This window comes from Reticulibacter mediterranei (assembly GCF_016587455.1).
Genome location: NZ_BNJK01000001.1, coordinates 8225672 through 8240539, shown reverse-complemented (window position 1 = coordinate 8240539; position 14868 = coordinate 8225672). Strand labels below are relative to the sequence as shown.

Here is a 14868-nt window from a genome sequence, read left to right as displayed (position 1 = left end):
ATGGCCGCTGAACGCTGCAATTTCCTGCATAACACGCTCAATATGTAACCAATAGTACTAGTGGCCCCCACGAATCGTGCATAACACGATTCGATTCTTCTACTTCTACCCGTTCTTGCTTTTCCAGTCTTGAGAATCTGCTGTCCTGCTGGTATAGTATGTTCGGCAACTTTCAACAACTGAGGATGATTACTTATATTTAATGAAACAACGCTCTTCTCTAAAAAGCACTATACATGGCGAGACCCTGAGCTATCAACATGGCGGGGAGACAGCGACGATAACGGTTGGCTCCTCTGGCTGGTTCGCCTGGCTGGAAAACGCGACCTCTTTTACCTTTCGCAACGAGGAGGGGCATTTTACTGCTCATAAGACACAGGCGGGTAACCGGCGCGGAACTTCCTACTGGCGCGCCACGCGCAGGAGTCATGGTCGGCTCTATAGCTTCTATCTGGGCGCGTCCGCACAGCTCACTCTCCAACGCTTGCAAGAGGCAGCTCATGAACTGGTCAAGCGAGCGCAACAAACAAGTGAAGCATCAGTATCTACCTCACCAAAGAGTACGCCTGATACTAGTGCAGATCCCTTACTGGCGATCAAATTGCATATTCCACGTCTGCCAGCACAGCATGTCTCGCGTTCACGGCTCCTCACGTCGCTAGAGCAGGATGTCACACGACCATTGACGTTGATCTCGGCTCCCGCTGGCTCCGGGAAAACAACGCTACTGGCAGAATGGGCCTCAGCAACCACGATGCCTGTCGCCTGGCTCTCGCTCGAAACAACAGAGAATGATCCCGCACGCTTCCTCGCCTATCTTACCGCTACACTCAACCGTCTGGATAGGCACACGCCCATCGATCCTATTGTGCAAAGAGAGCACAGCGCAGCCTGGGAGCCAGCGATGACGCATCTGCTTAACGCTCTGACGGAACAGCTGGATAGAGATGCGGCCCTCGTTCTGGATGATTTTCATCTTCTCACCTCTGAAACCGTTCATACTATGGTGCTCTTTCTGCTCGATCACTTGCCCGCTCAGTTGCATCTGCTCATCGGCACGCGGGTTGATCCACCACTCCCGCTGGCGCGCTTCCGAGCGCGTAATCAGGTGAGCGAACAACATATTGAGGAGCTACGTTTTGTCGCCGATGAGGTAGAGGCATTCGCATCTGCGATGGGGCACACACTGTCGCACGAAGCAACAACCTTGCTCCAGCAGCGTACAGAGGGTTGGATTGCTGGCGTACAATTGTTGCTGCTGGCTCTGCGCGGGTATGCTGATGCCGCAGCTTTTCTAGAGAATGCGGGAGGTGCTCAGCGCTTTCTTCATGACTACTTCAGCGAAGAGATCCTGTCTCAGCAGCCACCCAAAATTCAGCGCTTTCTGTTACATACATGTATACTGGACCGACTCTGTGGGCAGCTCTGCGATGCAGTTACCGAAGAGGCTGATGGACAGAAACAGCTCGTCACAGTGCTACGGGCAAATCTCTTTCTCACTGAGCTAGATGATGCCCAGACATGGTATCGCTATCACCCCCTGTTTGCTGAGAGTTTGCGTACTCATTTGCTCAAACGGGAACCGGAACTGATACCGACGCTATATCAGCGGGCAAGTTTCTGGTACGAACAGCAGCATTGGGACGAGGTTGCATGTGAGTACGCCTTGCTTGCCAGAGATTACACGCGAGCGGGCACGCTGCTAGAACGACTGCTACCACTTTTGATGGCGCAGGGCAAGTTTCTCCGCTTGCAACAATGGATTGCTCAGCTCCCATCCATAGTAATTGACGCCTCACCGCTGCTCTACCTGACCTCGCTCATCTGGACACAAGTACAGTGGCGATCATTTATCGGCAAGCCGCAGGAGACGCTGAAGAGGCTAACTGAGGATCTTAAAAGGCGCATTCGAGAACATACTCAGGAGACAGGATCGACCTGGGCGGATCTACAACCTATCCTCCCTCTCTTGCAAGCATTGGGCGCGCTGAGCCAGGGAGATATAGCACAAATGCTTACCCTTACTCGTGAAGTTCCGCCCATTCTCTCCAATCCTGAAAGACCCCTCGCCCAGTTGATCGCGACGGGACGACAAATATTACTCGGAGCTGCCTATGGCGCAAGCGGCGATCTGGCAGCGGCCGAACAACTCTTTCTTGCGGCCCCTCTCCCTGACACCATCGATCTAGCTTTCCCCTTTCACCTCTCGGCGGCGCTGGGCATTATAGAGCTGTACGAGGCACAGGGGAAGCTACAGAAACTCAACTGGCACTACGAGGATCTCTTTCGCGCGCTCGAACGGCTCAATGGGCCACTTCCTCTATTACAGACACAGGCGTTGGTACGCTACGCCGAGCTATTATATGAATGGAACCGACTCCAGGAGGCCACAGATGCCGCGCAAAAGGGGTTGAAGATCTGCCAGCAACTCGGCAGTAACATACCAGGAGTCTTTTTATTTGGACTTGGCACGCTGATACGTGTCGCACTGGCACAGGGTCACGATAACAAGGCCCAAGAGCTACTAGAGCGTATGGAACATGCTCTGGAGCAGTGGAAACCTCCGATGGCAAATATGATCACCGCCATCCCTGCGCGCCTGGCCCTTGCATGTGATCTTCAGGAGCAAGCGGAACGCTGGGAAGCTGTGCGTGGCATCCATTTCGACGACCAGCTTCCACCACATTTTCAAAACAATTATTTCTTTGACTATATGACACTGGCTCGCCTCTTACTGGCACGAGGGCACAACCGGCGTTCACCCCTGGCCCTCTCACAGGCGCTTATGCTTCTGGAACGGATGCAACGGATCAGTGCAGCCAGAACGACGCACGGTTGGAGCCTGGAAGTTCACGTGGTGATGGCTCTGGTGCTACATGCACAGGGGAAAATCAAACGAGCGCTGCACACGCTTGGTTCGGCATTGGACCAGGCCGAAGCAGAAGGATACATACGCATCTTTGCCGATGAAGGCCAACCAATGGCCCATCTGCTCGCTCAGGTTTCAGCGTATACAACTGCTTCTCCCAGCTACCTCCAACAAATTCAGGCCGCCATTGCCCCCACTCGTGCTACAGCTTCAACTCAACCTCAAGCGGCGCAACCGCTGCTCGATCCGTTGACACCGCGTGAGCTGGAGGCGCTGGCATTGTTGGCGGAAGGTCTCTCTAATCAACAAATTGCCGAACGTCTAGTGATTAGCCCGAACACCGCCAAACGTCATATCAAACACCTGCTCGCCAAGCTAACCGTGACCAATCGCACTCAGGCGGTGACACGTGCACGCGAACTCGGCCTGCTTTAACGTTTTACCCCACATGACCACGACAGCATGAATCAACAGAAATACTCCCTGCAATGCTCCTTTAGGAGTGGGATCAACGGTCATCCACCGTTTATACTGCAATCACAGCGAGATATACTTCTCTTGCTCTCAAAGATTTTCGGTAAAAACATATAAAAGATGTACTATACAGGGAGAAATTTCTATCATGAACGATACACAAACAAACAATACTCTTATTGATGTGCTGATTGTCGGTGCGGGGCCGGTGGGTCTGACGCTGGCCTGCGATCTCGCCCGACGTGACATCTCCTGCCGCATTATCGACAAACAGACGATATATCCTATCGGTTCACGCGCCAGAGGGGTCAGTGGGCGCACGCGTGAGGTCTTCGAGGATCTGGGCATCATCAACCAGCTGAACGCCTATGTTGAGCCTTACCTGCCCACTCGTTTCTATGATCGCAACAACATTCTTGTACGCGAGACGCAGCGGGCATCCAGCCCCAATATCCAGCCAAAGCCTGAGAAGCCCTATTACAATGTACTCATCAGCCAGGAACATACTGAGGCCGTACTACGCGAAAAGCTTGCATCTTATGGCGTATATGTAGAAATGGGCTGCACGCTCACTGGTTTTACCCAACATGCTCAGAGCGTTGTGGCAGAGGTTGTCCACGCAGGAAAAAGCGAAACTATCGAGGCGCGCTATCTCGTGGGCTGTGATGGTGGTCATAGCGTGGTGCGCAAATACGCTGACATCTCGTTTCTTGGCGAGACCTGGATCGGTGAATGCAATCTCTTTGGCAACGTCCATGTCGATGGGTTGAACCCCAACTACTGGTACTTCTGGAATGACCCAGCCTGGGGGATGTTAGCATTAAATCCCATGATTCACAGCAACGGCTGGTTCTTCTCAGCCTCGCTCCACCTGGATGAGTCGGGCGCGTTTCCACCTCCCACCGTTGAAACGCTTCAGCGCCTCTTTGATGAGCGAGTGAACGGACTCAGCATTCATTTCAGCAATGCAACCTACATCTCTACCTACCAACCAAACGTCCGCATGGTTGACCGATATCGTAATGGCCGCGTTTTTCTGGCGGGAGATGCCGCCCACGTCCATACACCAGCCGGAGGGCAGGGCATGAATACCGGCATTCAGGATGCGTACAACCTCGCATGGAAGCTGGCTCATGTGTTGCATGGTGCGCCAAAGTCCTTGCTGGACACCTACCAGGCCGAGCGGCTCCCTATTGCGCAAAACGTGCTATCATCCACCACAGCCCGTATTCGCGCATGGAGTAAGTTCGATTCGGATGATAGTACCTCGGGGACACAGGCAATAAGCAATTCGCTGCTAGGTAAAGACGCTTTTGCCGATGTCACACAGTTGAGCGTTACCTATCGCGGCGGCCCGCTAGCCTGTGATCTGGACCATGTGACGAGTATTCGCGCCGGAGATCGCGCTCCCGACGCGCCATGCGTTTCTGTCGAAAGTGGCGAACAGGTGCGGCTCTTCGATCTCTATCGTGGCACACACTTTACACTGCTCCTTTTCGGCAATCAGCCCGCGCCACAACTGCCCACAAGCGCTCTCGATCATATACAGCTATACAGGATTATTCGCTCTGGTGAGACGGCAGGCAACAATGACCATGTCTTGATCGATACTGAGGGACATGCTTACCGCGCCTATGGCGTCTCTGGCGATGCGCTGATCCTGCTTCGCCCCGATGGATATATTGGCCTGACAGCAGGCAACGCGCCTTCTCAGGCCATCATCGGCTACCTGAACAAAGTGTTATAAATAAAAGATGCTTAATCCAGTTGATGGGGCAGACGATTTTTGGGATAGGGTGTATATGGTACGATGCGTTCCCGCACATAGGAGAGTAGTTCATTTCCCTGCTCGCGTGTCAGGGTTCCAGGCGTCAGCGCGCGTAAGCGTGCACAGAGGTGAGAATAGAGCAAAATATCCATAACAGCGGCGCGGAGAGATTCATTGGAAATATCGGCGGTTGCTTCGGCGACCGTCGATCCTTCGGTAAGCCGATCAATACGCTCCATTGCCGCCTGTTCAATATTGCGAGCAATTCGTCCATGCAACTCCTCGATGGTTTGCTTAAAGGTCTTATCCAAGATGGGCAGCCTCCCCTGATTGTTTTAGGGTCGATGACCAGCACAATTCTACATCTCGCCACCACCTTGCTTTCTGGACAAAACATCTTCTTCGCGAGAAAATACATCCAGTCGTTACAACGGCGCAGCTATTAGAGATAAGTGTAGAAGTGTGGGATCAATATTGTCAACCCTATCAAACAAAGAAACGTTCGCGATCCTCACTTTTCGCTAATAAATGACCTATTAAGCCAGAAATATGTATACTTCGCGTCCTACAAAAAGCACGAGACATGCTGCTCACCATCGAACAGCAAAGAGGAGGGATGTTTCCCTCCTCTACAATATATGTATGAACAAATACATCCATCTACTTCACAGATTTAGCGCGAAGCAGACGTAAGGTAGACCTCTTGCAGGAAGGACACGACCGCGTCCTTGAATTGCTCATATTGTTCGCGGCGAATATTATGTCCGGCTCCGCCAATATGCACGAGGCGTCCATTCTTCATGAGGGTAACGGCATCATGCGCCTCAGTTGGTGGCACGATGGCACCGAGTTCTGTATCAGCGGTAATCAATAAAGCGGGGCAGGTGATGCGTTGAGCCACTGAGCGCCAGGAGAGGCCCTGACCGACCGATTCGATCTTGAGCAAATCAAGATTGAGCTGGATCTTAGAATCAGCCCAGGGTCCGAGTTCCTCATCCACCCATGCTGGATTCCCCTTGCGGCCATCCTCAATCAACTCGTCGCGAGAAAGCCCTTTGAGCCGATAGATCCAGCCAAAACGATCTCTGAAAGAAACTTTCGCATCTTCGGACGATGGGTCGCGCCATGCTGGATCTTCCAGGATCACACAACTCACCAGATCGGGATAGTCAGCAGCGACCGAAGCAGTCATCATTGCTCCCATCGAATGCCCAAGCAGCGCGGGTTTTCCCAGGTGGAGTTCAGAAATAAGCCCGGCTACGTCTGCGAAGCGATCAGAGGGCAAAAAATGCTCGCCTGGTCCATCAGAGAGACCATGCCCACGCGCATCCGGCATGATGATATCATAAGTTGACTCAAGATCTCTAGCAAGGCGGGTCCAGCACAGGCCATTGTCAGAGAAACCATGCAACAAGACGAGAGGCGGTTTCTCCCCTCCTGTGCGCGTATAGTGAATCTTGACGCCATTCGTCAATACATCACCAGCGATCCATTGAGACATCGATAGCTCCTTCCTGACTCGAACAAAATACGTTGGTTCTCTAATCCTGTATAAATAATAACACAAGAATAATCATTCCAGATAGCATCTGAAAACCACTATACAAAGCAAAACCATCTTTCCTCACACAGCTATAGTCCTGTACAACGAACGTGCTAGTATAGTAATGACACTATTGAAGTTGCAAATCAATGTGGAGGTAATGATGACGGATAGCTATTTTACTTCTCTCAACATACGTAATTCCTCTATTAACTCGTACGCGCTCGATCTGGTTGAGCATTCCGTGAGGTGGATGGACCAGTATTGGGATGCCAACGCCGGTTTGTTGGGAATGCCAACCTATGAAGGACTCTCAGCACTCGCTCGTGTCCACCATATCCGCGAAACGGGCTGGTATGCGTTGGGATTGTTGCAGCGAGGCACAGACAACGACAAGCAACAAGCCTGTGAAGCGCTTCAGGCCATTTTGCGCTATCAGTTCGACGAACCAGGCAGACCGTATGATGGCACATGGTATCGCTTCCCGGAGGAGCCGTACCCAGGAGACATGCCGATCTGGAAGGGCTACGATCCGAACTGGCGAGAATTTATTGGCACCACGCTTGCCATTATTTTGCTTGACTATGAGCAGGAACTTCCCACCACGCTCGTTGCCGCTATTGATAGCGCGCTACACAAAGCCATCAGAGGAATGCTGGCGCGAAATCTTTCAGCATCATATACCAACATTGCATTGATGCATGCATTTCTCCTGCTTTTTGCTGGTGAACGCTTTGGAGAAGCGGACTGGATGAAAAACGGCGAGCAATTTGCACAGGAGATCTACAACCTCTTCGCGCCCAATCAGACCTTTTCCGAATACAACTCGCCAACGTACTACGGCATCGATGTCTATGCACTGGGCCTGTGGCGCGCATATGCCACCTCTCCATTGCTACAAACATTGGGAGCACATATGGAGGCAGCTCTCTGGCAAGATATTGCGCTTCTGTACCATGCGGGTATGAAGAATATGTCCGGGCCATACGACCGCAGCTACGGGATGGATATGCAGCGCTACGCCAGCACGATTGGCATGTGGATCTGGATGGCCGTAGGCAGAGATGCAGCACCATTTCCCGATATCGCGCACCCGTTCGACCATGCGCACGATTTCTGTCTGGCCCCTGCTGCGTAGCGGTGGATGCCAATATCCCGCAAGAGGCGCTACACCACTTGAAAGCATTTCAGGGTGAGCGACAGGTCGAACGAGTCATCGCCAGCGAACCGAAACGCGTAGCAAGCGCGTGGATTGGCAACAAGCTGCTTGTGGGTGGCGAGTATACCAGCTATAGTCAGCCAGCCAGCGACCAGATTCACCCGGCAACCATCCATTGGACCAGCAGCAACAGTCAAATCGGTTGGATCAAGCTCGCCTACACTATACCAGTAAATGCCACCGCCACAAAAGCTCGCTTAACTATCTCCTGTATCACAGATAATAGCACGCCGGATTTCGTCTTCCAGATCTATGCGCCTGACAATAAAGTGTTGCACGCTGATCTCTGGCAACTCCCAGGGCTCACCGTACAAGTTGCAACTAACGCTCGCTATGTAGAAACGAGAGAAAACGCAGGACATGCAGAGGTGCACTATAGCGCAAAAGAGCTTGTACCCAACACACTTATCGAATTTGTGCTGACAATTCAGGAGCAGTAAACAGGCTTCATCTCATGGTTTCCAATGTGAGATGTGGAAGGGGTGAACTTCGGCGGTCATCACGCCTCGCTCGACGACCGGGTCGTGTGCCACTATTTCAGATGCAGCTTCCAGCGACGCAGCTTCAAAGATGGAGATCCCAAAGGCGCGATCAAGACAGGGGCCGATCAGGTGGAATGTTGTTTCGTTGAGCAACCGATCAAGATAGGCGGAATGGGCCTGCATCGCATCGACTTCTTCCGGCAACATCTGCTCAGTGAAGCCTGGACGCGTTGGCCGAATCAGACAAATAAAAGTAGAGCGGTTTTCCATGAGAGTACCCTTTCTCTTAGAAATGATGTGCAATCTCGTTTTATGCGTTCTAACTGCTCTATTCTATTTGTTGTTGAAAAAAGAGGTAAGCAACATGCCTATGTACGTTGCTTACCTCTTTTTCTTTACACAGGGATAGAGATTTGCCTATCTGCTATCATATGCACAATACGTCAGCCTACGCCTCCAACAGCGGCTCATCTCTTCCTATCCTACCTGCTTGCTCACTGTGCTTCTATCAAAATTATAACACACCAATATTGCTTTCCCTGGCGTGCATACTCTCAACTTTAAGCGAATACGCAACTGTATCTCTTACCGCTTATACAGACAATCACAACAATACTTTTTTACCACCCAATATTTCTTGTGCGACATATCAAACTTTATCTTTGTAATGCTAATCCTGACCGAAGAACACATGTTTTATTGACATACAGTAAAACATGGTTATACTTATTGTTATGATTAGTATTTTATATCTCCTTGCATTATGCTCGCCTCGTAGTTCTCGTCACACTTTCGTACAGTGAAATATTATGTATCACCGTTATGGGCGACATGGCCCCCATGCCTGGAAGCGTAGACATCAACGTCGTTTTCAGCAGCATTTGCCCGTTATTGCGCCTACTGTTGTCATACAGATTGAGATTTCTATCAATGCAGAAAGGATTATTTTCATTATCATGCCGGATCACAGACAGTCAGATGGTACGTGGATCAACGAAGAAAACGAGTTAGAGGCCGGCAATGGTCAGACTGATCCACTTGCACTCGCCACGCGTCAGCAGGAGACGGATGAAATAGAAGAAGTCGATCCAAAGGATCAAGAACTTGTAAAAAGTGCAAAATGGAGTACCATTGATGATTTGGAGGAGATCAAAAAACTTCATCGTCGGGAAAAATTCGTAATTATCGATTGGCAAGGCGTTGAAGAGAAAGCACATGATCAGGCTCTCAAGGAGATCAAGAAAAATTATTCACAAAATGATCCGCCCGAAAACCAGGAGATTGAACGTCTGCTCTCCGTCTACGCGCGTGCTTATAAGACTCGTCTCAAGGAAGGCTTAAAGACGATTCCCAACAACATTGATTATTTCAATAACCCACAAGAGGCTCGATTGCGCGAACTTGCCATTCGAGATAGGAGGGAATTTCCGACCCACGACCATGATCACATTCGCGATATGGCTGTAGTACGTGTGTTGCAAGAACTACATATTTCTCTTCACATTGCGACAGACCATTTCTCTGCCATCCATGATCTCGCTGCAAAATATCAACACTATTATTCGGATTCTAGAGAGGCGGTGGTCTGGCCGGGCCAGGGCTTTTTTTGATCCAACAGGAGAGAGGATCTCGCTTGAACATGCCGTAGAGAACCGCACCAATAGTACTTCCATTTCCCCTGAAGGAGAGGAAAAAGCTATTTCACCGCAAGTTGTGAAATGGGTAAAGAAGTGGCATCTTTTAGTAGTTGGAGGTATTATACTCGTTATTGTTCTCGCTGTGTTGTTGAAAGTGTATGGGATCATGTAATGAAGCTTTATCTAGCAAGCGAGGTAGCCTTGAGAACTGGCTACCTCGCTTGATACTCTTGTAATTTGTGCTGATGGCTGCTATACTTTCGTTACCTGTTCAGCAAACGACGCCTTTGAATTGTTTCAAGTTGGATACTTATTCAGTCCTTTGAGAAAGGAGACGAATTGTGTTAGCACATGGTTCAGAGCATGGGCAGCAAGACACGATGCGCCTCCTGGCCTTGCACACCCAGCAGGGTATCGTGTAACAGAGCCACTCTCAGGCTTCCTCTTTTGCTGCGCCATCTCTCTGTGCTTTTTCTGATCATTCCTCCTCCACGCGAGTCATACTCTTAATTCGGATCGAACGAGCGTTTGAAGACATTCTTCTTACCCGATTTGAGAGGAGTGAGCGTATTTTTTGCTCGCTCGCCTGGAGAGTGTTATATTCCTATCGCGCTGAATGGGGTGAATTATGGAGCATGTAACAGAGGCACATTTGGAGGTAAACCAATTGGCGAATCAGCAACATCTTGACCTTCTCAAACAAGGTGTCCATGCCTGGAATCAGTGGAGGCAAGAGCATCCAGATATTCGACCTGATCTCAGCGGCACCGATTTGGCCTGGGTTTGTTTGAGCAATGCCGACTTGAGCGGTGTAGATCTCAACAGTGTGGACTTCACCTGGGCCGATCTCTATCGGGCCAACTTGATCAGAGCCAATCTCAGCCAGGCCAATCTCAGCGGGGCGGACTTGAGTGGTACCCATCTTTGTCGAGCGAACCTGTACGGAGCAAACCTTAATGGGACGTTATTGTATCGAGCTAACCTGCGTGACGCAGACCTTAGCGAGACGAATCTGCAAAAAGCAGTTCTTGAAGAGACAGTGCTAGACTGAGCAGGACAAGGGAGGATAGTATGGCAAAAGAGAAAGACGAAATTCTGGTCGTTGGGGAAGTCGTTGAGGTGTTTCCCAGCGCCACGTTTAAAATCCAAATCGATGAGCAGCATCACGTCATGGCCGTGCCAGCTGGACGGTTGCGGATGTCAAATATTCGTCTTGTAGCGGGCGATAAGGTGCGAGTTGCACTCTCCCCCTACGATCTGACACGAGGCCGGATTACCTGGCGACTCAATGAAGGTCGTCATCCCCGCTAAAACACATTGAAAAGAGCCGGATTCTGAGACCTCCCCGCCGTTCATGGCGGGGAGGTCTCAGCACTTTATATACACTCACGCTAGAGCAGAGAAACCAGATTACCTACATTCCGCCTCGTGAATGGATAATTTGCCCGGTGATCCAGCCAGATTCTTCGCTTGCCAGAAAGCGGATCAGGCGCGCGGCGTCTTCTGCCTGGCCGATACGTCCCATTGGGGCATGCGGCAATAGCGCCTGTTTGATTTCTTCGGTCATCCAGCCTGTATCGGAGGCTCCAGGATCAACGGCGTTTACCGTAATGCCTCTGGGGGCCAGTTCTGCGGCAAGGGTGACGGTGAAAGCTTCGATAGCACCCTTCGTTGCAACATAGGGGAGTTTGCCAGGCATGGCTCCTACCCCCTGGCCCGATGAGAGGTTGATGATACGCCCTCCCGTCGATTGTACGAAGCGGCGTGCGAATTCGATGCTCAATAGCAACGTTCCACGCATATTGATGGCATAAAACTTGTCGAGCGTGGCAGCGGTTAACTGGTCAAAGGGCTGCTCATCCTCATCATGAACGGCATTGTTCACTAGAATCGAGGCCGCACCCAGGCGCTCTTCGACAGCATCCAGGATGCGGCCCGGAGCCTCCACATCGCTCAGATCTACACTCATCTGCTCACAGCGTACACCCATTGCACGCAACTCGTTTTGCAGATGGGCAGGCGTCTCCTCTTCTCCCTGATAGTGCATGAAGCGATCATAGGGACTCCAATGGGTGAAGAAGATATCGACACCGCTCTGTGCCAGCGCACGACAAACAGCGGTGCCGATGCCGCGTTGACGGCTCGCTCCTGTTACTATGGCTATAGGACGTATAGTTTGTTGAGACATATATTGTTTCTCCATTATTGTTTAGATCATCCTGTGTCCACCGCCCACGAAGAGCAACTGACCGGTGAGCCAGCGTGCCTGCTCCGAGGCAAGAAACGTAATCACATCGGCAACATCGTCTGGTTGCCCTACTCGCCCAAGCGGGGTATTGTCATTCACTTGCTGCTCTATTTCAGGCGTAATATGTCCAGTCTGAATCGGTCCGGGTGAAACGATATTGACGGTAATGCCAAACTGCCCTAGTTCTTTGGCAGCTGCACGGCTATAGGATTCCAGCGCATATTTACTCGCTCCATATGAGATTTCATGAGCAAAAGCGGGTGCTCCATCCGAACTGATATTGATGATGCGGCCCCATCGCTTCCCTCGTTGAACATGCCGACGCGCAAATTCTGTTATCATAAGCGCCACAGCCCGGCTATTGACGGCAAAATGCTGATCGTGACCGGAAGCAGTGAATGTTGTCGCCGCATAGCCGCCTGGAAGCTGCGGCGCTATTCCTAGCAAATCGTGAGGAATAAACGTGTCTCCCACGCAATAGTCTGCATTGTTGATTAAGATCTCTACAGGGCCAAAGGCGGCTTCAGCACGATCAAACAACAATGGAATAGTGGCGGGATCAGAGAGATCAGCTTCGAGCGCCTCCGCTTTACCTCCTTGTGCATGAATCGCTTCAAGAACTCCATCAGCAGATAACGCTCTCCTGGCGTTATACAAAGCCAGTCCGGGAGCGGTTTTGCCTCCACCCAGATTCTCCTCAAGCATTCCTAGAGGCGGCATGTGCAAGTAATTGATGAAGACGGCAACTCCTTCAGCCGCCAGAGCCTGAGCGGTTGCAGCTCCAATGCCATGATTTGCGCCTGTAACCAGCGCGACTTTACCCTGCAAGCCTATTTGCACCATGATTCTCCTCTCTTCTGACTATAAGAATTCTTCAAGAGGAGCAAATAACAACATTCATCTTCTCAGGAGGGATGTATCCGCGCGCACGAGATGAGGCGGAATCAGGCTCGATTGAGCAAGCAAGGGAATAGGCTGTCAGGATCGATGTTAAGCATATATACTGGCAGGCTGTAGACATCTCTGGCGCAGAGGATATATCGCCAGCGAACAGATGAAACCATGCACTCAAAAATGAGTACATGTTAGAGATTATCTGCTCCTTGACGATGACTACTGATTGGTTCCGCCGCCCACTATGCTTAATGTCTCCTTTATTGAGGTGGTTATAGGGAAAAGTATAAGGTCTTTGAGGAAGATAGTCAAGCATCAGAAAGAAGTTCCTTCTCCAGAAATCTCACGCCCCTGTCCCAAATCTAACGGTTCATCCCTCTTTCTTTGTGAAGGTCACATGTGGTGGCTCATCATAGCAACGTCTCTCATCACAGCAATGAGATGAGATTGTATTCAGTATAAGGATTTTTATATGAATATAGCACGCCTTTTCCGAATTATCGCCACTATCTCCGCAGTGATAGCAGCTGCGTTTGGGATGGGAACGTATACCCACGCGGACTTCACTAACATACACATGTTGTTCGGTCTCATCGTTGCCCTGCTATTGCTAATCATATCGGTCATAGCAGTTTTCACCAGTAAATTGAGAATATTGGGAGTCATAGGGATTATCTATGCGCTCGTCTTACCAATTTTTGGCGTCCAGCAAGCGCTAATTCTAGCCGGAGATTTGCACTGGTTGACTGAAACAACACATCTAGCAGTAGGATTTGGGGCCGTCGCACTCATCGGGGTTATCGGCGAACGCCTGGCACGTAGCAAGAGATCGGTGAACGAGGTCTCTACAGCCTCTAAAGCTGCCTGAGCAACAGCTAAACATCAGGCAGAAATGTTGTCCTAAAAAGGACCGCTCAACCCTCTTTATGTGTGAAGATCCCGTAACGGGTCTCACAATGATATCTCTACTCAAGTTACCAGTTTACAGTAAAAGGAGTCATTCTCTATGAAGTCGTTAGAAGAGTTTCTCTCTGGGAAGAGAGAAGTGACCATTCACACGCTTGCAAACTACATCAAACAATATATTCACGAACACTGCCAGCCCTTATTGGACGAGAACCAGGAAGAGCTATTGCGAGTTTTCGATCAGGCAGGTGAAAATGCCTATGGTGTATTCTCCCGCATGCTCTGCAAACCCATTCAGGAGCAACTCGCGCAAGCGGGTTTTGTCTGTGAACCCGACTATCCAGGCGATTTTCGCACCTCTTCGGTGGAAAACTGGGGACCGCCAGAGGAAAGGGAACGCTGCTATTGGAGCGTCGTAAAAACCAAAGAGGGAACGCCTGTAGGCACGCTCGTCACGCAATTCTTTCATGATCATACCCGCTTCCGCATCCCTCTCCCTCCTGGCGTTCAGACATTAGAAGAGACAGAACCAGAGACGATTCTAGCGGCCCTCTCTCATGCCTCCGCACGAACGATGGACAGGCTGCAAGCCTCTATCACGCAACAGAGATGGGTTCCCCAAGAACGACCCAAATGGGAGTACAGCGCAGAGATCGGATTAGCTGACACTATAGATTCCAAACATATCGACCTCAGCGAAACCATGCTTGATAACGCACTCTTCCTCTGGGGACGCAACGGCTGGGAACTTGTTTCGGTCGTTCCCCATCAGGATCGGCTGATCGCCTTTTTTAAGCGCCCCGCCCAAGCGAACTAACACCACGGCAG

Annotated in this window: 15 protein-coding genes; 9 read left to right on the top strand and 6 right to left on the bottom strand. The window is 50.7% G+C overall.

Annotated elements, in window-relative coordinates; all coding sequences use genetic code 11:
• The first annotated feature begins 202 nt into the window (after positions 1–202).
• Together K3T83_RS35250 and K3T83_RS35245 are read left to right on the top strand one after the other, a co-directional pair.
• Positions 203–3304 (top strand): winged helix-turn-helix domain-containing protein, encoded by a 3102-nt coding sequence (locus tag K3T83_RS35250; protein WP_220207591.1) that lies wholly within the window; start codon positions 203–205, stop codon positions 3302–3304.
• A 187-nt stretch (positions 3305–3491) separates the two neighbouring features.
• Positions 3492–5090, top strand: a complete 1599-nt coding sequence (locus K3T83_RS35245) for an FAD-dependent monooxygenase (protein ID WP_220207590.1) — start codon at positions 3492–3494, stop codon at positions 5088–5090.
• Between the two features lie 11 nt (positions 5091–5101).
• On the opposite strand, the gene K3T83_RS35240 is transcribed toward K3T83_RS35245, so the two are convergent.
• A complete protein-coding gene (locus K3T83_RS35240) occupies positions 5102–5422 on the bottom strand; it encodes a hypothetical protein (RefSeq protein WP_220207589.1) in 321 nt (106 codons plus the stop codon).
• A 362-nt stretch (positions 5423–5784) separates the two neighbouring features.
• The gene (locus K3T83_RS35235) at positions 5785–6612 is read right to left on the bottom strand and encodes an alpha/beta fold hydrolase (RefSeq protein WP_220207588.1); all 828 of its coding nucleotides are present in this window, start codon (positions 6610–6612) and stop codon (positions 5785–5787) included.
• Positions 6613–6778: 166 nt separating this feature from the next.
• Between K3T83_RS35235 and K3T83_RS35230 the strand changes: the two genes are divergently transcribed.
• Together K3T83_RS35230 and K3T83_RS35225 are read left to right on the top strand one after the other, a co-directional pair.
• On the top strand, positions 6779–7792 hold the full coding sequence (locus K3T83_RS35230) for a DUF8769 domain-containing protein (protein ID WP_220207587.1): 1014 nt from the start codon (positions 6779–6781) through the stop codon (positions 7790–7792).
• Positions 7793–7830: 38 nt separating this feature from the next.
• On the top strand, positions 7831–8313 hold the full coding sequence (locus K3T83_RS35225) for a hypothetical protein (RefSeq protein ID WP_220207586.1): 483 nt from the start codon (positions 7831–7833) through the stop codon (positions 8311–8313).
• A gap of 12 nt (positions 8314–8325) precedes the next feature.
• Here the strand turns inward: K3T83_RS35225 and K3T83_RS35220 are convergent, their stop codons facing one another.
• Entirely contained in the window at positions 8326–8625 is a 300-nt protein-coding gene (locus K3T83_RS35220) for a YciI family protein (protein WP_220207585.1), read from the bottom strand.
• Between the two features lie 611 nt (positions 8626–9236).
• On the opposite strand from K3T83_RS35220, the gene K3T83_RS35215 reads away from it, so the two are divergent.
• Complete coding sequence (locus K3T83_RS35215; protein ID WP_220207584.1) at positions 9237–9965, top strand: hypothetical protein; 729 nt, start codon at positions 9237–9239, stop codon at positions 9963–9965.
• A gap of 383 nt (positions 9966–10348) precedes the next feature.
• Here K3T83_RS35215 and K3T83_RS57380 read toward each other — a convergent pair whose 3' ends face one another.
• On the bottom strand, positions 10349–10474 hold the full coding sequence (locus K3T83_RS57380; protein ID WP_268963500.1) for a hypothetical protein: 126 nt from the start codon (positions 10472–10474) through the stop codon (positions 10349–10351).
• A 146-nt stretch (positions 10475–10620) separates the two neighbouring features.
• Here K3T83_RS57380 and K3T83_RS35210 point away from each other — a divergent pair, with 146 nt between their 5' ends.
• Positions 10621–11043, top strand: a complete 423-nt coding sequence (locus K3T83_RS35210) for a pentapeptide repeat-containing protein (RefSeq protein ID WP_220207583.1) — start codon at positions 10621–10623, stop codon at positions 11041–11043.
• Between the two features lie 20 nt (positions 11044–11063).
• Entirely contained in the window at positions 11064–11303 is a 240-nt protein-coding gene (gene infA / locus K3T83_RS35205; protein WP_220207582.1) for a translation initiation factor IF-1, read from the top strand.
• A gap of 103 nt (positions 11304–11406) precedes the next feature.
• Here the strand turns inward: infA and K3T83_RS35200 are convergent, their stop codons facing one another.
• Together K3T83_RS35200 and K3T83_RS35195 are read right to left on the bottom strand one after the other, a co-directional pair.
• Entirely contained in the window at positions 11407–12180 is a 774-nt protein-coding gene (locus K3T83_RS35200; protein WP_220207581.1) for an SDR family oxidoreductase, read from the bottom strand.
• A gap of 21 nt (positions 12181–12201) precedes the next feature.
• Entirely contained in the window at positions 12202–13083 is an 882-nt protein-coding gene (locus K3T83_RS35195) for an SDR family NAD(P)-dependent oxidoreductase (protein ID WP_220207580.1), read from the bottom strand.
• Positions 13084–13606: 523 nt separating this feature from the next.
• On the opposite strand from K3T83_RS35195, the gene K3T83_RS35190 reads away from it, so the two are divergent.
• Positions 13607–14002, top strand: coding sequence for a hypothetical protein (locus K3T83_RS35190; RefSeq protein ID WP_220207579.1), 396 nt, complete (start codon positions 13607–13609; stop codon positions 14000–14002).
• 138 nt (positions 14003–14140) lie between these two features.
• A complete protein-coding gene (locus K3T83_RS35185; protein WP_220207578.1) occupies positions 14141–14857 on the top strand; it encodes a DUF6022 family protein in 717 nt (238 codons plus the stop codon).
• Positions 14858–14868: the final 11 nt, after the last annotated feature.